Annotated in this window: 20 protein-coding genes; 11 read left to right on the forward strand and 9 right to left on the reverse strand. The window is 71.4% G+C overall.

The genetic code is table 11. From position 1 onward, the window contains the following. Positions 1-119: 119 nt before the first annotated feature. The 3 genes from ACZ3KP_RS15185 to ACZ3KP_RS15195 form a co-directional block, all read right to left on the reverse strand. Entirely contained in the window at positions 120-1,160 is a 1,041-nt protein-coding gene (locus ACZ3KP_RS15185; RefSeq protein WP_467499682.1) for a LacI family DNA-binding transcriptional regulator, read from the reverse strand. Between the two features lie 138 nt (positions 1,161-1,298). After that, a complete protein-coding gene (locus ACZ3KP_RS15190) occupies positions 1,299-2,546 on the reverse strand; it encodes a serine hydrolase domain-containing protein (protein ID WP_467499684.1) in 1,248 nt (415 codons plus the stop codon). Positions 2,547-2,684: 138 nt separating this feature from the next. Beyond that, on the reverse strand, positions 2,685-3,278 hold the full coding sequence (locus ACZ3KP_RS15195) for a TetR/AcrR family transcriptional regulator (protein WP_467499686.1): 594 nt from the start codon (positions 3,276-3,278) through the stop codon (positions 2,685-2,687). A 199-nt stretch (positions 3,279-3,477) separates the two neighbouring features. Between ACZ3KP_RS15195 and ACZ3KP_RS15200 the strand changes: the two genes are divergently transcribed. The 3 genes from ACZ3KP_RS15200 (at position 3,478) to ACZ3KP_RS15210 (ending at position 5,645) form a co-directional block, all read left to right on the forward strand. Continuing rightward, positions 3,478-4,029 (forward strand): ATP-binding protein, encoded by a 552-nt coding sequence (locus tag ACZ3KP_RS15200; protein WP_467499688.1) that lies wholly within the window; start codon positions 3,478-3,480, stop codon positions 4,027-4,029. Positions 4,030-4,196: 167 nt separating this feature from the next. Then, positions 4,197-4,448, forward strand: a complete 252-nt coding sequence (locus ACZ3KP_RS15205) for a hypothetical protein (RefSeq protein WP_358973954.1) — start codon at positions 4,197-4,199, stop codon at positions 4,446-4,448. Positions 4,449-4,460: 12 nt separating this feature from the next. Beyond that, positions 4,461-5,645 carry a flotillin family protein gene (locus tag ACZ3KP_RS15210; RefSeq protein ID WP_467499691.1) on the forward strand — a complete coding sequence of 395 codons (1,185 nt, stop codon included), beginning with the start codon at positions 4,461-4,463 and terminating at the stop codon, positions 5,643-5,645. A gap of 26 nt (positions 5,646-5,671) precedes the next feature. Here the strand turns inward: ACZ3KP_RS15210 and ACZ3KP_RS15215 are convergent, their stop codons facing one another. Next, on the reverse strand, positions 5,672-6,241 hold the full coding sequence (locus ACZ3KP_RS15215) for a GNAT family N-acetyltransferase (protein ID WP_467499693.1): 570 nt from the start codon (positions 6,239-6,241) through the stop codon (positions 5,672-5,674). 165 nt (positions 6,242-6,406) lie between these two features. Here ACZ3KP_RS15215 and ACZ3KP_RS15220 point away from each other — a divergent pair, with 165 nt between their 5' ends. Next, the gene (locus tag ACZ3KP_RS15220; protein WP_467499695.1) at positions 6,407-7,399 is read left to right on the forward strand and encodes a slipin family protein; all 993 of its coding nucleotides are present in this window, start codon (positions 6,407-6,409) and stop codon (positions 7,397-7,399) included. Here ACZ3KP_RS15220 and ACZ3KP_RS15225 read toward each other — a convergent pair. Further along, complete coding sequence (locus ACZ3KP_RS15225) at positions 7,344-8,546, reverse strand: MFS transporter (protein WP_467499697.1); 1,203 nt, start codon at positions 8,544-8,546, stop codon at positions 7,344-7,346. The two genes, ACZ3KP_RS15220 and ACZ3KP_RS15225, sit on opposite strands and share 56 nt — an antisense overlap. A 120-nt stretch (positions 8,547-8,666) precedes the next feature. On the opposite strand from ACZ3KP_RS15225, the gene ACZ3KP_RS15230 reads away from it, so the two are divergent. From ACZ3KP_RS15230 to ACZ3KP_RS15240, 3 genes are all read left to right on the forward strand, one after another. Further along, a complete protein-coding gene (locus ACZ3KP_RS15230; protein WP_467499699.1) occupies positions 8,667-9,698 on the forward strand; it encodes an ArsR/SmtB family transcription factor in 1,032 nt (343 codons plus the stop codon). Beyond that, the gene (locus ACZ3KP_RS15235; protein ID WP_358973970.1) at positions 9,695-10,201 is read left to right on the forward strand and encodes a glutathione peroxidase; all 507 of its coding nucleotides are present in this window, start codon (positions 9,695-9,697) and stop codon (positions 10,199-10,201) included. The genes ACZ3KP_RS15230 and ACZ3KP_RS15235 overlap by 4 nt, the downstream gene beginning before the upstream one ends. Positions 10,202-10,449: 248 nt before the next feature. Next, positions 10,450-11,337: a MerR family transcriptional regulator gene (locus ACZ3KP_RS15240; RefSeq protein WP_467499702.1), complete on the forward strand. Its 888-nt coding sequence runs from the start codon at positions 10,450-10,452 to the stop codon at positions 11,335-11,337. A 117-nt stretch (positions 11,338-11,454) separates the two neighbouring features. Here the strand turns inward: ACZ3KP_RS15240 and ACZ3KP_RS15245 are convergent, their stop codons facing one another. The 3 genes from ACZ3KP_RS15245 to ACZ3KP_RS15255 all read right to left on the reverse strand — a co-directional run bounded on the left by ACZ3KP_RS15245 (position 11,455) and on the right by ACZ3KP_RS15255 (position 13,741). Further along, positions 11,455-11,646 carry a DUF397 domain-containing protein gene (locus ACZ3KP_RS15245; protein WP_358973975.1) on the reverse strand — a complete coding sequence of 64 codons (192 nt, stop codon included), beginning with the start codon at positions 11,644-11,646 and terminating at the stop codon, positions 11,455-11,457. Positions 11,647-11,848: 202 nt separating this feature from the next. Beyond that, positions 11,849-12,706, reverse strand: a complete 858-nt coding sequence (locus tag ACZ3KP_RS15250) for a helix-turn-helix domain-containing protein (RefSeq protein WP_132891558.1) — start codon at positions 12,704-12,706, stop codon at positions 11,849-11,851. A 282-nt stretch (positions 12,707-12,988) separates the two neighbouring features. Continuing rightward, complete coding sequence (locus tag ACZ3KP_RS15255; protein ID WP_132891559.1) at positions 12,989-13,741, reverse strand: GOLPH3/VPS74 family protein; 753 nt, start codon at positions 13,739-13,741, stop codon at positions 12,989-12,991. 168 nt (positions 13,742-13,909) lie between these two features. On the opposite strand from ACZ3KP_RS15255, the gene ACZ3KP_RS15260 reads away from it, so the two are divergent. Together ACZ3KP_RS15260 and ACZ3KP_RS15265 are read left to right on the forward strand one after the other, a co-directional pair. After that, complete coding sequence (locus ACZ3KP_RS15260) at positions 13,910-16,690, forward strand: D-alanyl-D-alanine carboxypeptidase (RefSeq protein WP_467499706.1); 2,781 nt, start codon at positions 13,910-13,912, stop codon at positions 16,688-16,690. Positions 16,691-16,887: 197 nt separating this feature from the next. Then, positions 16,888-18,753, forward strand: a complete 1,866-nt coding sequence (locus ACZ3KP_RS15265) for an MFS transporter (protein ID WP_467499707.1) — start codon at positions 16,888-16,890, stop codon at positions 18,751-18,753. 122 nt (positions 18,754-18,875) lie between these two features. On the opposite strand, the gene ACZ3KP_RS15270 is transcribed toward ACZ3KP_RS15265, so the two are convergent. Beyond that, entirely contained in the window at positions 18,876-19,724 is an 849-nt protein-coding gene (locus ACZ3KP_RS15270) for a hypothetical protein (RefSeq protein WP_467499709.1), read from the reverse strand. Between the two features lie 74 nt (positions 19,725-19,798). Between ACZ3KP_RS15270 and ACZ3KP_RS15275 the strand changes: the two genes are divergently transcribed. Together ACZ3KP_RS15275 and ACZ3KP_RS15280 are read left to right on the forward strand one after the other, a co-directional pair. Further along, positions 19,799-20,584: an SDR family oxidoreductase gene (locus tag ACZ3KP_RS15275; protein WP_467499711.1), complete on the forward strand. Its 786-nt coding sequence runs from the start codon at positions 19,799-19,801 to the stop codon at positions 20,582-20,584. 217 nt (positions 20,585-20,801) lie between these two features. Further along, the gene (locus ACZ3KP_RS15280) at positions 20,802-22,367 is read left to right on the forward strand and encodes a sodium:solute symporter family protein (protein ID WP_467499713.1); all 1,566 of its coding nucleotides are present in this window, start codon (positions 20,802-20,804) and stop codon (positions 22,365-22,367) included. The last annotated feature ends 57 nt before the right edge of the window (positions 22,368-22,424 follow it).

Genomic DNA, 22,424 nt, shown 5'->3' on the forward strand with positions numbered 1-22,424 from the left:
ATCGTTTGGGCAACCTTGCCCATGGAGTTCCGCTGCCTACCAACCGGCGGCTGCGGACGCCGAGTTACGCCGCTTCGGCAGCCGACGAGGCGGAGTTGCGCCGCGCCGCGCCGCGCCGCTCACCGCAGGCTCGGGCCGATCGGTGTGCCGGTGGAGGTCCGCACCACGAGTTCGGGCGTGAGCGCCTCCGAGGCGACGGGCTCGCCCGCGATACGGCGCAGCAGCAGCCGTACGGCGCGACGCCCCTGTTCGGCCATCGGGGAGTGCACGCTGGTGAGCGGGACGGGCAGTTCGGCGGCGAGAGGGGTGTCGTTGAACCCGGCCAGCGCGAGGTCCTCACCCAGCCGCAGACCCAGGTCGCGGGCGGCGCCCATGGTGCCGATCGCGGCGAGGTCGTTGACGGCGAAGATCGCGGTGGGCCGGTCGGGGAGGCTCAGCAGTTCGACGGCGGCCTGGTGCCCGCCTGCCGTGTCGAAGCGGCAGTGCCGCACCCGGTGGGGAGGCAGCGGCAGGCCCGCCTCGCGGTAGCGGTCGGTGAAGCCGGTGGTGCGGTCGGTGCCGGTGCTGGCGAAGGGTTCACCGGCGACGACGGCCACCCGGCGGTGGCCGAGGGCCAGGAAGTGCTCGGCCACGAGCCTGCCGCCCAGCGGGTCGTCGCAGGTGACCGCCGGAAGGCCGGTGTCCGTGCGGCGGTTGACCAGCACGAAGGGCGTGCCGTCCAGGGCGGGGTCGGCGAGCACGGCCCCGTCCAGGTGTGCGTCGCCGATGACGAGACCGTCCACCCGGCGCCCGAGGACCATACCGATCCGCTCGCGCTGGGTGGCGGGATCGTCATGGGTGTTGGTGACGAAGGTGGAGAGTCCCCGGAGGGTCGCCTCCTCCTCCACGCCCTCGTAGATGGTGGCCACCACGATCTCCGACAGCCGGGGGAACAGCACTCCGACCAGGTTGCTGCGCCGGGTGCGCAGGCTGGTGGCGTGCGGGTTGGGCCGGTAACCGAGTTCGTCGGCCAGTTCCCGGATCCGCCGCGCCGTCTCGCCCGATGCGGCGCGGCCCTGCTCCCCGGACGGGCCGTTGAGGACCCGGGAGACCGTCGAGACGTGCAGCCCGAGCCGGTCCGCGATCCCGCGCAGTGTCACCGGACCGCCGTCGCCCGCCATAGTCGTCTCCCACGTCGCCGTCTCCGAACAGGTCACATTCTCTCGAACGGCGGGCCCTCGGGGGGTTGGCGGGGGCGGGGGGCTGGGCTCCGCGGGCCCGGTGGGCTCGGCAGGCCAGGTGTGGGACCGGTTCCGGGGTCAGCCGCCCGCCGGGACCACGGTGCCGAAGGAGGCGGCGGCGATCCGCTGGACGTAGCGGATCTCGGTGCCGTCGAGGTTCCTGGGGTTGAGGGAGTAGACGATCCTGCGGGAGAGGTCGCGGGTGGCGAACGCGCCGCTGGTGTAGCCGGGGCGGGAGCCCGTCTTGCCCCAGACCACGACACCGTCGGAGGCCTGGACCCGCATCAGGCCCATGGTCATGCAGGCCCGGCCGGCGTCGGCCTCGGTGCGGCACTGGCTGCTCCGGAAACTGGGGACGTCGGGGACCGTGAAGAGCTCGGCCTCCTGGGCCGGTGGCAGGAAGCGGCCACGGAAGAGCGCGGTCATGAAACGGTCCAGGTCGCCGGGGGTGGAGATCATGCCACCCTCGGCCCAGGGCCAGGGGCTCTGTTCGGTGACGTCCACCGGGTGCGTGGTGCCGTCCGCGGACCTCACCGTCAGATAGCCGTGGGAGTGCGGGCCGGGCAGCCGCGGGTCGTCGGCGTCGGGGACGTAGGTGTCGCGCAGGCCGAGCGGCCGGGTTATCCGGGAGCGGACCTCGTCGGCGAAGGTGCGCCCGGTGATCTTCTCGATCAGCACACCGGCGACGTAGTAGTTCTCCCCGTTGTACTGCTGTGCGGTGCCCGGCGTGAACTGCATCGGCTGGCCCGCCATCAGGTCGATCACCCGTTGCGGGGTGAAGCTCTTCAACCGGTTGGCGGCGAACCACTCGGGGCTGCCGTCGCCGAAGTCCGGGGTGTCGGCGCCGCGCGGCAGGCCGCTGGTGTGGTTGAGCAACTGGCCGACCGTGACGGGAGGCAGGCCCTTGGGCAGGACGCCCGGCAGGTACCGCTGGACGGGCGCGTCCAGGTCGATCCGGTGCTCGGCGGCGAGCTGGAGAACGATCGTGGCGGTGAAGACCTTCGAGATACTGCCGATGCGGATGTGCGCGTCGGGCGGCACGCCGCGGCCGGTCTCCAGGTCGCCCACACCCGAGGTGCCCGACCAGTGACCCGCACGACCGGTGATCCGTAGCAGGGCGCCGGTGACGTCAGCGTTCGGCAGGCCGCCGATGGCCGCCTGCAACGCGACCGGGTCCAGGCCGGGCAACGGTGCGGTGGCGGAGGCGCCGGCTGTGTCCGACGGGGCGGCGGAGGCGGGCCGGGCCACCCCCGTGGCCAGGGTGGCCAGCAGGCCGCAGCAGGCCGCCAGGGTGGCCCAACGGCTCCGGCGGGCAAGGTTGTTCACGATGAGGGGCTCCGTACTCGCGAGGGTCGGACCGACGGTCGAGCGGCCCGGCCATCAGTCTCGTCCGCGCCTGCGGTCCGCCCCATCAGGGAACGCCCCTGAGCAGACCCTGATCGGCCCCCGACACCTGATTGCGGGTCAGGTCGTCCAGCCCGGCTCCAGAGCGTCGAGGAGGGCGTGGAAGGCCGCCTCCGCCCGGTCCCAGTGGCCGTCCGCGAGGGGGGCGAGCAGAAGGCCCAGGGAGGCGTCCGTGAGGAGGGTGGCCTGGGTTCGGGAGCGGTGTTCGGACAGGCCCAGGTTGCGCAGGATCGACGTGATCATGTCGGTCCACTCGGTGACGATGTCGCGCATGACGGGACCGTAGCGGTCCGGGTGGAGCACGCTGGCGCTCATCACCTCCAGGTAGAGGGGGAGTGCGGCGCGCACCTCGGGGTCGCCGAAGTCGCGCCACAGCTGCTCCATGAAACGGCGCAGGCCCTGGGCGTCCGCGGGGGTGCCGACGGCGTCCAGCAGGGTGCGGGCGCGCAGGAGAGGGCGGCGGTCGTAGAGCGAGATCGCCTCGGTGATCATGCGTTCCTTGGTGCCGAAGTAGTACAGCAGCATGCGGTCGCTGGTCCCCAGCGCCTGGGCGAGCGGGCGCAGCGAGAGCTCCGCGAGGCCGTTGCGCAGGACGTATGCACGGATGCCGGCGAGGAGGGCCTGCCGTTTGGCCGGGTCGGGCGGGCGGGGCATGCGGGGCTCCTGATGCGAGAGGTGCTGGAGATGTATGAGGTGCTGAAGATGCGTGAGCGCCGGGCAGCATGGGTGACCGATTGGTAACTCTTGGGGGGGTATTTACCGTAGCATCCATTACGTCTATATTTGAATGTAGCGGCCGCTTCACGCACGACGCGTGCCGCCACCACTGGTCTCCCCCAAGGACTGATTCGCCATGACCGCCCAAGCCTTCGACTCTGCTGTCCCCGGGGAGGAGCGACTCGTCCACGGCACCGCTCTTTCCTGGTTCGCCAGGCAGTGGGCTCTGTGGTCGCGCATGCTCGCACCCGTGCGGCCGTTCGACGCGCCCCGGGGCCGGGCCACCGCCTGGGAGGCCTCCTGGCCCCTGGCACGGGAGCTCACCTCGGTGCGCCGGGCCCGGCGGCTGGTGACGGCCCAGTTGAGCGAGTGGGACGTGGGTGACCTCGCGGACGCCGCGGAGCTCCTCGTCAGCGAGCTGGTCACCAATGCCCTGCGCCACACGCGGGGGCCGCTGAGGCTCAACCTCCAGCTGTCCCGGGGCCGGCTGCTGTGCGAGGTCGAGGACACCGAGTCGACCGGCCCGGTACTCGGCGCCGCCGAACCCGACGACGAGGGCGGCCGGGGTACGGAGCTCGTCGACCTTCTCGCGGACGCCTGGGGCAGCACGCGGACGGCCACCGGCAAGACCGTCTGGTTCGAGCTGGGGCCCGTGGACCGGTTCCCGGCGGCTCCGGCGGCCACCTGATCCCTGCCGGCGCGGGGCGGGCGGAGCGGCTGTGTTCCCGCTCAAGCTCCTGCGGTGTCCGGACGGATCGGTGTGCCGTGCTCGCGGAAGTGCACCAGGCGTTGGGTAGGGGCGTCGCTGGGTCTATCGTCGGAATCACGAGGCCAGGGCGAGGAGGACGGTCGGTGATGCCGCAGGACGAGGCCGTGATCGGCTGCATGGGGAAGGTTCTCATCGGAACGCGTGGTACCGGTGGCCCCGGTGAAGTCCTGGTACGGGTCAGGGGCGGTTCGGAGACGTTCCTCGCCTGGTCGGAGGAGCCCCTGCCCGTGGGTGCGACCGTGCTCGTGATCGAATCACGGGGATGCCGAGAGGTCGGCGTCATCGAGTGGGTGGATCCATTGGACGCGCTCGGCGGGGACGCCGCCGAGGCAGGCTGAGGAGTAACAGGGATGTTCGGATACCGCGTTCCCGCTCCCGACGAGGCGATGTTGATCTCGGGGGGCAGGCGGGGACTGGGGGGCGCGCCGTTCCGAGTGGTCACGGGGCACGGGAAGTTCGTGCTGCCGGTCTTCAGGAAGGTCCGGTTCCTGACCCTCTCCATGTGCGAGTCCGAGGTCACCGAGACCTGTGTGACCAGGCAGGGCATCGCGCTGCACGTCCGCGCGGTCATCGCCTTCAAGGTCGGCAACGACCACGAGAGCATCATCAACGCGGGCCAGCGCTTCCTGTCCGACCAGGAGCAGATGTCGGTGCTGACCGGCCGCATCTTCGCCGGCCATCTGCGGGCCATCATCGGCTCGATGACCGTCGAGGAGATCGTCACCGAGCGGCAGAAGCTCGCCGCGGAGGTGCTGGACACCTCGAAGACGGAGATGGCGAAGATCGGCCTGATCGTCGACTCCCTGCAGATCCAGTCCATCGACGACGGCGACACCGGCTACATCGACGCCATGTCCGCGCCGCACAAGGCCGCCATCCAGCGGCAGGCGCAGATCGCCCAGGCGCAGGCCACCCAGGCCGCGGTCGAGGCGGAGCAGGCGGCGGCCCGCAAGCAGGCCGAGTACGCCCGTCAGACCGCCATCGTCAAGGCCGAGTACTCGGCCGAGGTGGACCGCGCCCAGGCGCAGGCCGGGCAGGCCGGGCCGCTGGCGCAGGCGCACGCCCAGCAGGAGGTGCTCGCCGCCCAGACCGAGCTGGCCCAGCGGCAGGCCAAGCTGCGCCAGCAGCAGCTGGTCGCCGAGGTGGTGAAGCCCGCCGAAGCCGAGGCCGAGCGGGTGAGGATCCTCGCGGCGGCCGAGGCGCAGCGGATGAAGATCCAGGCGGAGGCCGCGGCGTCGTACGACCGGGTCGCCCTCGACCGGATGCTGATCGACCAGCTCCCAGGGATCGTCAAGGAGGCCGCGGGCGGTCTCGCCGGCGCCAACGTCAACGTCCTCAACGGCGCGGACGGGCTCGGCGAGATCGCCGCCGGCCTCGTCTCCCAGGGCCTGACGATCCTCGACTCGGTGCGGCAGAACCTGGGCGGCCAGGACTCCGACGGCCGCCGGTCCGAGGACGGCAAGGGCAACGGCGTGCTGCAACTGCCCGGCGGCAAGGGGAAGAAGTCGGACGACGGCCCGGTGGACGTCGACTAGAGGAGCGCACGGGCCGGCCGTCGCTGTCAGCGGTGGCGGACGGCCCCCGTGGCCCGGTACTCCGAGGCGAGCAGGCCGTGGAGGAGATCGTCGGTCCACTCCCCCTTCATCCAGGTGCTCTGGAGAAGGTGGCCCTCACGGCGGAAGCCGACGCGCTCCAGGAGCTTCGCCGAGCGGACGTTGCGGGCGTCGCAGGCGGCCGAGACGCGGTGCAGTCCCTCCTCCAGGAACAGGAATTCCACCACCCGGGTCACCGCCTCGGTGGCGTAGCCGCGTCCCTGGAACGCCGGGTCGAACGTGAAGCCCAGTTCGGCCTGGCGCCCGTCCTCGCCGCGACGCACCCCGACGTCGCCTATCAGCCCGGGTGCGTCCCGCAGTTGGACGGCGTACTGGAACCAGCCCGGGGCCCGGGGATCTCCCGCCGCGAACCGGGCCGCGAGCCGTTCGGCCTCCGCCGACGGCACCGGCGCGGCCCAGGACTGGTAGCGGCTCACGTCCGGGTCCGACCGGTACGCCGCCAGCGCCGGCGCGTCCTGCGGCCCGAACCTCCGCAACCGCAGCCTCGTCGTCTCCATCAGGTCGGTCACGTCCCTCACGTCCCTTCCGTGGTCGTCGTGCATCCCCGGCGCGGCGGCCCGAGGGGCCCGAGCCGCTTTCTTTGCAGACTCCTGACGCCCGGGACCGCATCCGGGCGGGCCCGGCCGGTGTCGTTCCTGTTGGCCGGATTTTTGTCCGGGTCACGTCGAGAATGGAGTGTGCCCATGGACGGCGCCGTTGTAGGGGTCGTACTGGTGGTCGCGGCGGTACTGCTCGTGCTGCGCGGTGGGATGCGCGTGGTCAACCAGGTCGAGCGCGGGGTCGTGTTCCGGTGGGGCAAGGCGCTGCCGGGGTACCGGCAGCCGGGCGTCACCTTCCTCATTCCCTTCGCCGACCGGATGCGCAAGATGAACGTCCAGGTCGTCACCATGCCGGTGCCCACGCAGGAGGGCATCACCAAGGACAACGTGTCGGTGAAGGTGGACGCCGTCGTCTACTTCCGGGTGACCGACCCGGTGCGCGCGGCCATCGAGGTGCAGGACTACGTCTTCGCCGTCGGCCAGGTCGCCCAGTCCTCGCTGCGTTCCATCATCGGCAAGAGCGACCTGGACGACCTGCTGACCGACCGGGAGCGGCTGCACGAGGGGCTGGCCCTGATGATCGACAGCCCGGCCGCGGCCTGGGGCGTCCACATCGACCGCGTCGAGATCAAGGACGTACAGCTGCCGGAGTCGCTGAAGCGGTCCATGTCCCGGCAGGCCGAGGCGGAGCGGGAGCGGCGGGCCCGGGTCATCACGGCGGACGGTGAGTTCCAGGCCGCGCAGCAGCTCGCCAACGCCTCCCGGATCATGTCCGACACCCCGGAGGCGATGCAGCTGCGGCTGCTGCAGACCGTCGTCGAGGTCGCCGCCGAGAAGAACTCCACGCTGGTGATGCCCTTCCCGGTGGAGTTGCTGCGCTACTTCGACCGGGCGGCCAAGCGCCTCGACCAGGAGGTCGAGAAGAACGACCGTGAGCAGGCCGCGCCGGACGACACGCACGGGCGGCACGCGGCGGACGGGCGGGCCGCGCTCAAGGCGGGGATCGAGCAGATCGCCGGTGTCGCCGACAGGTTCGCCCCGGCCGCGGAGATCACGGCCCCGGACATCACGGCCCCGGACATCACGGCCCCGAGGGAGCCGGCACCGGAGCAGTCCGGTGCTGCCGAGCGGCCGTAGCCAGCAGCAGCGTCACGGCGAGCGAGGCGCCCGCCACCAGTGTCATCGCGTCGGCGGGCGAGGTGAGTTGAGCCACCGAGCCCGCCAGCGCCGCGGCCACGCCCTGCATGGTCAGCATGCCCGCCGAGTGCAACCCGAGGGCGTGGCCGCTGAGTTCGTCCGGCGTCAGTTTCATCAGCCGCTCCTGCTGGACCAGGCTCGCGCCGAAGCCGACGGAGGCGACGGCGGCGCAGCCCGCGGCGAGCGCCGGCGCCGGGTGCAGGAAGAAGACCAGGTAGGGCGTGGCCAGGAGCAGCAGGAGCGGGGTCGCGAGACGGGTCCGGACGGCGGGCGGGAGCAGCCGGCCGACGGTCAGGTCACCGGCCAGCATGCCGAGGGCCGCGCAGGCGAAGAGGGTGCCGGCCGACTTCGGGGCGTACGACACGTACAGCGACTCGCAGCCGACCACCAGGCCGTTGGGCAGCCACAGGCCCAGGTAGGTGAGCCGGCGTGGACGGGACGACCACAACAGGGCGTTGGTGCGCCAGGTCGCCGCGACGGAGAGGCGGCCCGCGGCACGGGGCGGGCGGGTGCTCAGGCCGAGGCGGACCACGACGGCGGCCGTCAGGTAGAGGGCGGCGGCGAGCAGCAGGCAGGTGCGCGGGGAGACGGTGGCCAGCAGGGCGCCGCCGGTGGCGTACCCGGCGACCTGCACCAGCCCGCTCATCATGTTGAACAGCGAACGCCCGGGCAGGTAGCCGTCCTTGGTGAGAATCTCGGTGAGCAGCCCCCAGCGGACCCCGCCGCCCAGCGCGGCGACCAGGCCGAGCAGCAGGACGCCGGTGAGCAGCACGGCGGGCGGGAGACCGGGCAGCGCCATGGCCGCGGTGGCCATGGCGAAGGTGAGGGAGATCGCCGCGAGGGTGGTACGGGGTGGCAGCCGGTCGGCGCCGGAGAGCAGGAAGGTCGCGCCGAGCACCTGGGCGAGCGAGGGGCCGAACATGCTGAGGGCGGAGAGCAGCGGGGAGCCGGTGCTGCGGTAGACGAGCGTGCCGAGGGCGAGGCCGCCGACGGTGCCGCCGGCGTTGTGGGCGGCGGAACCGAGGAAGAGGGGGGTGAACTCGGCGGTGCGGAAAAGGGACCGGTAGCCGGTGGGTGCGGTGGGCATGGTCGGGAGTCTCGGGGGAGGGTGCGGCGGGCGTTATTGTTTCGCGTGAGCGCGAAAGGTTCTCGGCGCCCGCGCGGGGCGGCGCGGCCGGGAGCGGCTCCGACACGGGGAGAGGCCTCCATGGGCTGGTGGGAGCTGAACGCGGACACGCTCGCCCGGAGCCGGTTCGTGCTGTCGCCGCTCGCCGAGACCTTCGCGAGCCTCAGGCTGCTGCACGTCCGCGCGCCCGCGCACCCCGGCGAGCGGCGCTGGCTGGACGCGTACCTGCCCGCGTACCGGGCGCGGCTCGCCGCCGACCCCGTCACCGCGCTGCTCGTGCGGGCCGGGCTCGGACGGGAGTGGATCGCCGACTTCCTCACCCCGACACCGCGGGACGGGGAGAGCGCGGAGGCGGGTATCGCACGGGTGGGGGCGGCCCCCGCGGACGCCGCCCGCGCACACCTGCGGGTCTCCCTCGGCGGCCCCCTCCCCGCCGCCCTGGACCGCGACGACCTGCCCGGCCGGGCCGCGGAGCTGCTGACGTGGGTGTGGGAGACGGCCGTACGGCCCGACTGGGACCGTCGGCGGCGGATCCTGGAGGCGGACGTGGTGGCCAGGACCACGCAGGTCAGCCGGGGCGGCTGGGCCGAGGTGCTGGACTCGCTGCGGCCGGGCCGGACCCGCTGGCTGGGCTCCAACCGGCTCCAGGTCAATCTGCACGAGTATCCGCCGCGCGCGATCTCCGGCGCGGATCTCCTGCTCGTCCCGGTGACGCCGAAGTCCGGTTGGGTGTCCTGGGAGGAGCCCGACCGTTACGCCCTGGTCTACTCCTGCGCCGGTGCCCTCGCCGACCCCACCGCGCAGCACGTCCCGGCGGCCCTGACCGCGCTGCTGGGGGCCGCCCGTGCCGGGGTGCTGGTGCTGCTGGGCGCGCCGATGAGCACGACCCAGCTGACCGCGGTGACCGGGCAGGGGCTGGGTTCGGTCGGCCGGCACCTGAGGGTGCTGCTGGACGCGGGGCTGGTGGAGCGGCGGCGGGCCGGGCGGGCGGTGCTGTACTCACGGACGGCGGCGGGGGACGTGCTGGTCGAAGCAGGAACGGGGCCGGAAGGGGGCCGGAACGGGGCCGGGAATCCTGGGCGGTCATCTGACGGAGCTAGCATCCGCACATGACGACTACTGAGAACAACGGGTCCGTGCTCGACGTCGAGATCGGGGCGCTGCAGGGCGGCTCCGCCGACCTGAGCCGCTATGCCGGCCAGGCCGTGCTCATTGTCAACGTGGCCTCCAAGTGCGGTCTGACCCCGCAGTACGGCGGCCTGGAGAAGCTCCAGGAGCAGTACGCGGCGCAGGGCTTCACCGTGCTCGGGGTGCCCTGCAACCAGTTCCTGGGCCAGGAGCCCGGCAGCGCCGAGGAGATCGCGGAGTTCTGCTCGGCGACGTACGGCGTGACCTTCCCGATGACCGAGAAGGTCGAGGTGAACGGGGAGGGCCGGCATCCGCTCTACGACCGCCTGGTCGGGTTCGCCGACGCCGAGGGGCACACCGGTGACATCCGCTGGAACTTCGAGAAGTTCCTGATCGGCCGCGACGGCCAGGTCGTCGCCCGGTTCTCGCCGCAGACCGAGCCGGGGTCGGCGGAGGTGGTGGCGGCGGTGGAGCAGGCCATCGGCTGATCCGGACGGTGCAGCCCGAGCGCCGGTTGGCCGCGCCGCCTCCGGAGAGGATTACCGTGCCCTTCTCCGGACGCGGTTGCGGTGCCCCTCTCCACACACGGTTGCCGCGGCCCCCTTCGGACGCGGTTGCCCCCCGACCCTCTCCCGACGCGGTTGCCCCGCTCCCCTCTCCGGGTCGGGGGGGCGGTTGACCTTGACCCTGGGGTAGGGGGGAGGCTCCTGGGCGTCGGGCGGGAGGGAACCGTCCGGTGACGGAGGATGTGGGCGTGGAGGACGAGGAACTGCTTCCGATCGGCGTGTTCGCCGCCCGCTCCCGGCTCTCGGCGAAGGCCCTGCGGCTGTACGACCGCCTCGGCCTGCTGGCCCCGGCGCACGTCGACGGGGCGACCGGCTACCGCTACTACCGCGCCGGCCAGGTGGAGCGCGCCCGGCTGGTGGCGCTGCTGCGCAGGCTGGACATGCCGCTGGCCGGGATCGCCGAGGTGGTGGCGGCGCCGGACGGGGACACGGCCGCCGGGCTGCTGGCCGCCTACTGGGCGGACGTGGAGCAGCGGTTCGCCGGGCAGCGGACCCTTGCCGCATACCTCCGTGGACAGCTTTCCGGGAGGAGTTCGGAGATGGGTGAGTCGTTCGCGGTGGAGATGGTGGAGGTGCCCGCGCAGGTGGTGATCACCGAGACGCGGCACACGCTGGCGGACGAGCTGCCGGCCTGGATCGGCGCCTCACTGGGGCGCCTTGAGGCGGCGGCCCGCGAGTGCGGGGGTGTGGCCGGGTCGCCGTTCGTCGTGTACCACGCTGAGGTGTCCCTGGAGAGCGACGGCCCGGCCCAGGCCTGTGTCCCGGTGGCGGACGAGGCGGCGGCCCGGACGTGGGCGGAGCGGCACGGGCGGGCCTGGGAGACGGAGGTGCGCGTCGAACCGGCGCGCACGCTGGCGTACACCCGGATCCGCAAGGCGCAGGTGGCCAATCCTCAGATCATGGCGGCCTTCGAGGCGGTGGAGCGGTGGATCGCCGGGCAGGACGGGCTGTCGTACGACGGCCCGTGCCGGGAGATCTACTTCGCGGACTGGGACGCGGCGGGGCCGGAGGACCCGGTGTGCGACGTCGCCTTCCCGGTCCGCCGTTCGGACGGCTGACGGGCACAAGCCGAGCCCCCTCGGCAAGGACGGCGAGCTGGTCGAGAGGGCTCTGTGCGTGACGCTTGTTCGGTTGTCGTAGCCGGATGCGTGAGCGGTGGGTCAGGGAATGCCCCCCTACGCCTTGACCGAGGCCACGAAGGTGTTCCAAGCGGTGGCCGGGAACGCGAGGACCGGGCCCTCCTCGACCTTGGAGTCGCGTACGGCGAGTCCTGCGGTCGTCGGCGACTTGACCTCGACGCACGCCCCGTTCCCTGCGGAATAGGAGGACTTCGTCCACGTCTCCGTGGCGCCCTGAAGCAGTGCCATGTCCACTCCTGTAGCGAGTTGCAGTGGTGCTTGCTGTAGTGCGATTCACGCCAACCTTTCTGACCGGTTGGCGTGATCGACGCTACTAGGCAACTTCCCCACCTGGAGTACCCGTTCACTCGACCGGATGGCATATTCCATTGGAGACTTCCGCTGGAGCGTGTCCTCCGTGTACTATCCGGCGCTCACAGCTCGAGAGGGCTCAACGGGCGTACTCCTTGGCCGCGTCGGCGATGAACTGCCGGGACTGCTCGACGTTCAGCGACTGGGCGCGCAGGTGCTCGTACATCACGGCGTACTTCTGCACGTCGTGGGCCTTCTCCAGGTACAGGTCGCTGGTGACGCCCTCCAGGTAGACGACGCTGGAGTCGGCCGTGTCGGCGAACTCCAGGATCGCGTACTGGCCGGTGACGCCGGGATGGGCGCCGCACTCGAAGGGCAGTACCTGGACGGTGATGTGCGGCTGCTGGGACATCTCGATGAGGTACTCCAGCTGCTCGCGCATCACCAGCCTGTTGCCGACCAGGCGGCGCAGCGCGGCCTCGTCGAGGACCACCCAGAGCCGAAGGGGGTTGCTCTCCGCGGTGATACGTTCCTGTCGCCGCATCCGGACCTGGACGCGCTTCTCGATGTCGGCGGCCGAGGTCTCCGGCAACGCGCCCTGCACCAGCGCCTCGGCGTACGCCCGGGTCTGCAACAGGCCCGTGACCAACTGGGGTTCGTACACCCGCAGCGACTCGGCGTCCGTCTCCAGGCCGATGTAGACGCTGTACGGGATGTCGCCGAACGCGTGCCACCATCCCTGCTGCCGCGAATCCCTGGCCATCTCCATCAGGGACTCGACGACCCGCTGGTCCTCGACCTCGTACACCCCGCACAGGTCGCGGACGTCACGCTGGCTGATGCTCCGGCGCCCGTTCTCCAGCCGGCTGATCTTCGACTGGGAGACGAGCAGCCGCTCGGCGACTTCCTCGGCCGTCATGCCCTTGAGCTCACGGAGCCTGCGCAGCTCCTGGCCCAGCCGGCGCCGCCTGACGGTGGGATTGACATTGGACGCCACGGGACGTGCACCTCCGGCTGCCTGCCTGTAACTACCACTTTGCGTATCTGCTGTTGAGCAGACTGCCACCAAGGTGCTTCCTACCGCTGGGAAACCCCGGATATGCAGCGCGTACGCGTCAGTTCGGGCACGTTCCGGTTGCCCCGGACCCGGATACCGGAGACGGCCGAGCGGGACGGCGGGGCACGCACTGCCGCGTGTGCCTCGCCGCCCCGCTCGGACCAGCGGCTCCCGAACCGGGTCTCAAGGGTGCTGAGGTGGTGCTGAGTTGCTGCCGGTCGCTCAGTGCACCACGGCGCGTGCCATCGCGCCTCGGCGCGGCTGCATCGGAACACCGCGTGCGGGTTCCGGCGCACCGGGCCTGGGGCCCGGACCGGCCGGAGCCGGCGCCTGGTTACGGCGTGGCTGGGCGCCCGCGCCGTTCTGCACGTCCATGACGGCGTGGGCCACGAGCCCACCCATCGGGTCGTGCCGGATCAGATCCCGCAGCCTGGAACGAGAGGACCGCCCCTCGTTGCCCGGATACAGGTGCTTGCCGAGGCCGACCGCGTGGGCCAGGGCGGCGAGCGCCGCGGTCCGCGGGTCCGGCGGTACGCCGGTGCGGATCGCCGAGTCCAGCCGGCCACGGATCTCCCGGGTGACGGCGTTGTCCGTCGCCTGGTAGCGAGTGGTCGGCAGCACCCCGCACATCTGGCCCGCCACGGCGGCGACCATGCCGCACCGTTCGAGATGCGAGAGGTAGACCTGACGGAGCCCCAGGCGGGGTCCGCCGATCCAGTGCACAGCCCGCACGGGAGCGCCACGCCTTCGCAGCAACTCCAACGCGCAGTCCAAAGTCGGATCTCCAGTCGGCCGTGGCTGCACCACGGCGATACGATCCCCGTCTGGGGCTATCCGTCCGGCCAGCGCCAGCTCCACTAGCTGTGCTCCGGCCAGACCGAGGTCGAGCGACTGCGGCTGCGCAGTGGTACCCGTGGCCGGGTCCAGTGCCAGCAGCAGAAGCTCCTCCGGAAGTGTTCTGCGGCTCCTGCCCATCCATGCCTCCCCGCGTGGATGAATGACAGGGTGACCCCTCTCACATTGGTCTGTCGAGGGTGCGTGACCGGTTCGTAAGGGAACCGGTAGGTATGTCGTTCTCGTCTACGCCAGGGGTTAAGCCCGCACACAGGACACTGGTACATGGTTCGGACAGCGCACGGAGACGTGCGAAGCGTGGAGGAGGCATCGGTGGCGGGCGAGTCCCCCGACAGGTCGAAGCAGCGCGAGTCGTCGGCAGAACCGACGTCGGGGAGCGCGGGTTCGGTTCCCGAAGCACGCGATCCGCGGCTGGCGGTGGCCGCCGCGAAGGAGACGGCCGGCGGTGTGGACACCGCCACCCGGGTCTTCTCGGTACGGGACCCGAAGGCGGCCGGGGAGGACGACACGGAGCTCCGCGAGGCGGTGGCGACGTGGGTGCGTACCCCCGACGAGGAACCGGAGGGGTCGGAGGGGTCGGAGGCGGCCACGGAGGGCGCTGAGCGCCCCCAGGAGGGCCGGGAGGCCCCGGAGGCTCCCGGGGCCCCGCAGGACGCCACCGACACCCCTGAGGCGAAGCCTGAGGCGACGGCCGCCCCGAAGGGCGCGGCTGCGCCGGAGGACGCCAAGCCCACGGCCCCGTCGGCGACTTCACCTGCCGACGCGGAGGACACGAAGCCCGCCGACGCCGATCCCGGGTCCGGCGCACAGGCGGACACCGAGCCCGAAGAGGCCGACGCCGAGGATGAGTTCACGCCCGAGGCCGAGCCCGAGGACGCCGAGCCGGCGGCCACGACCGAGTCCGAGGACGCCCGCCCGGCCCGCAAGCCCGAGGCCCAGCCGAAGGCAGCCACCGAAGCCGCCAAGGCCACGCCGGAGGACGCGACCCCCGAAGCCGCAGGCAAGCCGGGCACCGCGCCCGCCGACGCCAAGCCCGAGGACCGGCCCAAGGCCGACGTCGAACCCGAAGACGCCAAGCCCGAGGACCGACCCAAAGCCGACGCCGCGCCCGAAGACACCGAGTCTCAGGACCGGCCCAAGGCCGACACCGAACCCGAAGACGCCAAGCCCGAGGACCGACCCAAAGCCGACGCCGCGCCCGAAGACACCGAGTCTCAGGACCGGCCCAAGGCCGACGTCGAACCCGAAGACGCCAAGCCCGAGGACCGGCCCAAAGCCGACGCCGAACCCGCCGACGCCAAGCCCGAGGACCGGCCCAAAGCCGACGCCGAATCCGCCGACGCCGAGGCTCAGGAGGAGGCCGGGGGTGACGCCGGGGCCGAGGGGCGGTCCGGTGGCGGTGGTGCTGACAACGATGGCCGGGGGCAGGGGAAGAAGGTGGTGGATCAGCCGACCACCACGCTCAAGGCTCCGCGCGCCCAGCAGGTCGACCAGCCCACCACGATGCTCAAGCTGGGCGGCGCCCCCAAGCCCAAGGCCCCCGAGGCCGAGACCGAGACCAAGGCCGAGACCGAGGCCGAGCGCACCAGCAAGTTCGTCGCTCTCAAGTCGGACATAAAGCCGGGTTCGACCCCGTCGGCCAAGCCGGGCGCCAAGCCGCAGGCCACGCCGGGCGCCAAGCCGGAGAGCGGTCCGGAGGGGCGGCCCGAGACCGCGTCCACCACCCGTACCTCGGTCATGCCCCAGGTCGGCCCCGAGCGCACCACCCAGCAGCCGCTCCCCCCGAAGCCCCCGCTGGACCTGCTCGCCGAGCTGACCAACACGCCCCGGCCGCCGGAGACCCCGGTCAGGACCGCCCTGCGCCGGGTCAAGATCTGGACACCCCTGGTCATCCTCCTGCTGATCGTCTTTGCGGTCGTACAGACCCTGCGCCCGCTCCCCCAGCCCACCCTCGACCTCACCGCGAAGGACACGTACACCTTCGACGGCAGCAAGGTGGACATCCCCTGGCCGGCCGACGGACAGGCCGCGCTCGACGTGCAGGGCATCGGCACCTTCGGCTCCTCGGGTGCTCAGAAGCCGGTGCCGATCGCGAGCGTCGCCAAGGTGATGACCGCGTACATCATCCTGCGCGACCACCCCCTGAAGAGCGGCGCGGCGGGCCCGAAGATCAAGATCGACCAGGCCGCCCAGGACCAGGCGAACGCCGGTCAGGAGTCCACCGTCGACGTGACGGCGGGCGACTCGATCACCCAGCGGGAGGCCCTGGAGTCCATCCTGATCGCCTCGGCGAACAACATCGCCCGGCTGCTGGCCCGCTGGGACGCCGGCTCCGAGAAGTCGTTCGTGTCGAAGATGAACGCCACGGCGAAGAAGCTCGGCATGACCAACACGACGTACACGGACCCGTCGGGCCTGACGAACTCCACCGTGTCCACCGCCGTGGACCAGGTGAAGCTGGCGAAGGCGGCGATGGCGAGCGAGCCGGTGTTCCGCGAGGTCGCCGCGATGATGTCGTACGACGACTACAAGGGTGTCAACCACGGCAACTGGAACCAGCTGGTCGGCCAGAACAACGTGGTCGGCATCAAGACCGGCACCACCACCTCCGCCCTCGGCAACCTGGTCTTCGCCGCGAAGAAGGACGTGAACGGCGAGACGCGCACGGTCATCGGCGCGGTGATACGGCAGCCGGCCAACGCCAGCAACGACAACAGCATCCTCAAGGCCGCCCTGAACGCCGGCGACCGGCTGATCCGGGCCGCCCAGGGCGCCCTCAGGTCGGCGACCATCTACAAGAAGGGCGATGTCGTCGGTTACGTGGACGACCGTCTCGGCGGCCGTACCCCGGTGGTGGCGACCAAGGACGTCACCGCCGTCGGCTGGTCCGGGCTGAAGGTGAAGCTGACGTTCGCCGCCGACGACGTCCCGCACACCGCGAAGGCGGGCACCAAGGTCGGCACCCTCACCGTGGGTGACGGCTCCGGTTCCGCCGTCCAGGTTCCGGTCGCCCTGGAGAAGGATCTCGCGGAGCCCGGGTTCGCCGCCAAGCTGACCCGCCTCGGCTGACCCATAACCGGCATTCCGTCACCGCACCCCGCTGATGGCGGCCCACCCCAGGGCCCCGCGGCGGGGTGCGTGCTAGCGTCGCGAATCGGGGCAGGTCGCCGGACGCCGTGACGCGGCCGCGAACTGGACGGGAAGCGGCCGCCAACACCGTGGAACGCGGCCGAGAACAGAAGACGGGACACGGGGAGTGCCTTCAGGTGGCCACAGCGGAGCCGACACGCGCCGACAACGCCGATCCGGGTCCGGTATCCGGCCGGCGAATAGCCCGGACCCCGGCGGACCCGGGCGTCACAGCCGACCCGGCCGGTACGGAGAGTAACAGCCGCACCGCCCGGTTGCTGCGCGCCGCCGAACCCCTGCGCCGGCGGCTGCTGAGCCACCCGGTGCTCTCGATGACCGTCATCGCCGGGATCCTGCACGTCATCTGGTTCTTCACGTTCGCGAACAGCGGCGGGGACCTGGCGGCGCAGGACGCGTGGGCCGAGTTCGTCGGGCGGCACCCGGACTCGGCGTACAACCTCGCCTGGTACGGCGGCATGCACCCGGTCTCGTACAGCGTGGTGTCGCCGTACCTGATGTCGGTGCTGGGCGTCCGTACCACGATGATGATCGCGGGCACGGCCTCGGCCGGTCTGCTGACCCTGCTGCTGATCCGCAGCCGGGCGGTGCGCAACCCGCTGTGGGCGGCGTCCGCCGGGGTCTTCGCGCTGATCTGCAACGCGATCTCCGGGCGGGTCACCTTCGGTCTGGGCACGGTGTTCGCGCTGGGCGCGGTGGGCGCGGTGTTCTGCTGGCCTCACCGCTGGCGTCTCAAGCGGTGGGCGAAGGCGCTGGTCGCGGCGCCGCTGGCCGCGCTCGCCACCATGTCGTCCCCGGTCGCCGGGCTCTTCGTCGGCCTGGTCGCGGTCGCGCTGTTCCTGCAGAAGCGGCGGCCGGGTGCCTGGGCACTCGGTCTGGCGCCCGCGGCCGTGGTGGCGGTGTCCGCCTGGCTGTTCCCGTTCTCCGGCACCCAGCCCATGACCATCGGCTCGGTGATCCTGCCCCTCTCCTACGGCCTGCTGTGCCTGTTCCTCGTCCCCAAGGAGTGGCGGACCGTCCGGCTGACGGCGGCCGTGTACAGCCTCGGGGTGGTGCTGGTGTGGCTGGTCAGCTCGCAGATCGGCTCGAACATCTCGCGGCTGCCGATGCTGTTCGCCGGCGCGACCCTGATCGCCGCCCTCCCGTACACGGTCCCGCGCTCGCGCAAGTACTACGTCACCGTCCTCGCCTTCCTCGGCTTCGTGGGCTGGATCGGCTTCAAGTCGGTCGACGACATCATCCACACCACCCCGGCCGCGTCCTGGGCCCGTGAGCTCGCCCCGCTGGTCCACCAGCTCCAGCAGGTCGGCGCCGAGAAGGGCCGCGTCGAGGTGGTCCCGGCCCGCTCCCACCGGGAGGCGTCCGCGCTCGCGCCGTACGTCAACCTGGCCCGCGGCTGGAACCGGCAGGCCGACATGGAGCGCAACCCGCTCTTCTACGACGACACCCTCAACTCCGCGAACTACCACGAGTGGCTCCAGCGGTGGGCCGTCCACTTCGTGGTCCTACCGAAGGGGGAACCGGACGGTGACGGCGGCGAGCGGGAGCGTGCGCTGGTGCGGCGCGGGATGCCGTACCTGAAGCAGATCTGGGGCGACGCCAACTGGCAGCTGTTCAAGGTGACCGACCCGGTCCCGCTGGCCGAGCCGAACGCGGTGGTGGACAGCGCCGAGCAGGGCGAACTGACCATCGAGGTCCGCAAGGCCGGCCGGATCCTGATCCGGATCCCGTACTCGCCGTGGCTGAGCATCGTCGACGCCAAGGGCAAGAGCCTGAAGGCACCGCAGGAGACCCAGGCGTCCAAGCACCGGGCCGAGGGCACGCCGAAGACGTACGTCAACGTCAACGGCTGCCTCGCGGAGACCCCCGAGGACGCGAAGGGCGACAAGTGGACAGTGCTGCTGGCACCGAAGGCGGGCACGTACCGCCTGGCCGCGCCGTACCAGCTCCCCCGCGGCACACCCTGCCCCGACGAGCTGAAGTGACCGTGGGCCCGGCCACCGGGACGACCGCCGCGGGTTCCCCGTACCCGTCCGTGCCGGGGAACGTCGGCCGACGCGCCCCGGCGGTGCCCGGCCGGCCCGGGGAACAGGCCCCGCAGTCCCGGCTACCGAACTGACCGCAGTTCGTCCACGTACCGGTCCGTGCCCGGGATCGTCGGTACGAACGGGGCGGCGAACTGGACGGTGCCGAGTTCCGTGGCGGCCACCTCGGTGTCCAGGCCCGTGAAGTGCTCCTCCCACACGTCGCGGGGGTCGGCCTCCAGGAACCACAGCAGGGTCAGCCGGGTGTCCACCCCCTCCACCTGCTTCACGTACGTCATCCGGTCGCCGGGCAGCGGGGTCGGCCGGAAGACGGTCACCATGGCGCTCGGCGAACCCGCCAGCCGCTTCGGCAGGTGCCGGCCGCGCAGCCACTCCACCAGTTCCGCCCGCTGCTCGGGCGTCTCGCTGTCGACGACCTCCAGCACCAGTCCGGCGTAGGGGTGGTCGAGGGCGTGGAAGTCGCGCGGTCCGGCGGCGCCGTCGCGGTACACGGTCGCCTCGTGGTCCTGGAACGCCGTGAACACGTGGGTGCGGTCCTGGTAGACCCGGGCGTCCCGGTTCAGCCGCTTGTTGATGGCGACCGTCCACTTCATGTGGTCGGCGTAGCGGCCGTCGGTGATCCAGTAGGTGGAGAGGTAGCAGCCGGCGGTGACGGGCTGGGCGACGGCCGACTTCTCGGGGTAGCGCAGGAGCTGGAGGTCGCGGGGGGCGACCCAGCGGCGGCCGGCGTACATCCAGGGCATGGCCATGGCGCCCGCGTAGTAGTGGTCGTCCTCGTACCAGCGGTTGTAGGCGTACTCGTGCCCGGGGTGCGGCTCGACCATGGTGATGAGGGCATGGCCGGGGCGGACGCCGTACGGCCCGACGGCGGCCAGTTCGGCGTAGACGTCACTGCGGGTGTCGTCGCTCATGCGGTTCCCCTTTCCGGTGGTCGCCCATACTCTGACGCTCCGTCAGATAAAGCGCCAGGGTTCGGGAGGCTTCCATGTCGCTGCTCGCGGGCAAGACCGTCGTCGTCTCGGGAGTCGGCGCCGGGCTCGGGCACCAGGTCGCGGCGGCCGTCGTACGGGACGGCGGGAACGCGGTACTCGGTGCGCGGACCGAGGCGAACCTCGCGAAGAGCGCGGCCGGAATCGATCCGGAGGGCGGCAGGACCGCGTACCGGGCCACCGACATCACCGACGAGGCGCAGTGCGAGGCGCTGGCCGCGCTGGCGCGGGAGCGGTTCGGCGGGATCGATGCGGTGGTGCACGTGGCCGCCTGGGACTCCTACTTCGGCGGGGTCGAGGACGCGGACTTCGCGACCTGGGCCTCGGTCATCGACGTGAACCTGCTGGGCAGCCTGCGGATGACCCGGGCCTGCCTGCCGGGGCTCAAGGAGCGGGGCGGGGCGGTCGTGTTCGTCGGGACGCAGTCGGCGGTCGCCGCGCCCTCGCAGGTGCGGCAGGCCGCGTACGCCGCCTCCAAGGGCGCGCTGACCAGTGCGATGTACTCGCTGGCGCGGGAGCTGGGACCGTACCGGATCCGGGTCAACACGGTGCTGCCGGGCTGGATGTGGGGGCCACCGGTGCAGGCGTACGTGCAGTTCACGGCGCATACGGAGGGGGTGCCCGAGGACGAGGTACTGGGGCGGCTGACCGAGCGGATGGCGCTGCCGGAGCTGGCGACGGACGGGGACGTGGCGGACGCGGCGGTGTTCCTGGCGTCGGACCGGGCGCGGGCCATCACGGGGCAGTCGCTGCTGGTCAACGCGGGGGAGCTGATGCGCTGAGGTCTGTTTCCAGCCATCCCGGTCGTTCATGTACATAAATCAAGGTCAGCTAACCGAACGATTTTACGCCCCCTTGACCATACGCCCGCTTGTCGTGCCCGCGTAAGCGAACCCACGATGAGCGGGCACTTCGCGGCCTTCCCCGTCCTCGCTCCGCTTATGCGAAGTGCCAGCCTGCTGAGCGGAGTTCACAAGGCGGACCCTGGAAGGGGGGCGCATGAACGGGCTCGACTGGGCCGTGCTCATCGGCTACTTCGGCGTGATGGTCGCGATCGGCGTCTGGTCGCACCAACGGGTGGACGACGTCAGCGACTTCTTCACCGCCGGCGGGAAGATGCCCTGGTGGCTGTCCGGCATCTCGCACCACATGTCGGGCTACAGCGCGGTGATGTTCACCGGCTACGCGGGCATCGCCTACACCTACGGCGTGACGTCGTTCGTCACCTGGTCCTTCCCGATCGCGCTCGGGGTCGCGATCGGCTCCCGGCTCTTCGCGCCGCGCGTCAACCGCCTCCGCTCCCGCCTGCACGTGGCGTCCCCGCTCGAATACCTGAAGAACCGCTACGACCTGAAGACCCAGCAGGCCCTCGCCTGGTCCGGGATGCTGCTGAAGATCGTGGACGTGGCCGCGAAGTGGGCGGCCATCGCGACGCTGCTGTCCGTCTTCACCGGCGTCACCCTGAACCAGGGCATCCTCATCACCGGCGCGATCACCGCCGTCTACTGCACGATCGGCGGCCTGTGGGCGGACGCGCTGACCGAACTCGGCCAGTTCGTCATCCAGTTGCTGGCCGGTATCTCGATGTTCGTCGCGGTCGTGCTGAAGCTGAACGACCAGCACATCGGCTTCTTCGACGCCTGGAACCAGCCCGCCCTGCACGGCCACGGCAAGCCGCTGGTCGGGCCGTACGGGACCGTCTTCCTGCTCGCCTTCCTCTTCATCAAGCTCTTCGAGTACAACGGCGGCATGCTCAACCAGGCCCAGCGCTACATGGCCACCAGCGGCCCCCGGGAGGCCGAGCGCGGCGCCCGGCTCTCCGCCGTGCTGTGGCTGGTCTGGCCGGTGGTGCTGTTCTTCCCCATGTGGATGTCGCCGCTGCTGGTGCACGCAAAGAAGCCGGACGGCTCCGACTCCTACGGCCTGATGACCGAACAACTGCTGCCGCACGGCCTGTTGGGCCTGGTCGTCGTCGGGTTCTTCTCGCACACGATGGCCATGTGCTCCTCCGACGCCAACGCCATCGCGGCGGTGTTCACCCGGGACGCGGCACCGGTGCTGTCCCGGCGGGCCCGGGAGTGGGGCCAACGCACCGGGTTGATCGCGGCCCGGGTGACCACGGTGGTCTTCCTCGGCCTGTCGATGACGGTGGCGACCCAGGTCAACTCCCCCACCTTCAAGGACATCATCACGATCGTGATCAAGTGGGTGGCGGGCCTGATGGGCCCGATCGCGATCCCGATGATGCTGGGTCTGCTCCGCCCGTTCCGCCGCTCCGGCCCGACGGCAGCGCTGACCAGCTGGGCGGCGGGCCTGCTGGCCTTCTGGCTGGTCAACTACCCGATCAACTGGAACGTCGACGGCGGGGTCCCCCTCCAGTACCAGGTGTCGGTCCCGCTGGCCGTCTCCCTGGTCCTGTACATCCTCATCGGCTACCTGAAGCCGGAGGACACCCCGGAACGCCTGGCGATCATCGAGAGCGTCAACACGGACGACGACGGCGCGGCGGCGGCACCGGTTCCGGCCCAGGCCGGCGGAGAGGCGACCGTCGCTCCACCATCGTGATTAATCACCCCATATAACTGGTGCGTCGTGACGGGTCGGCGCACCGGCGATCCCTAC

The organism is Streptomyces sp. NPDC020958 (assembly GCF_055562175.1).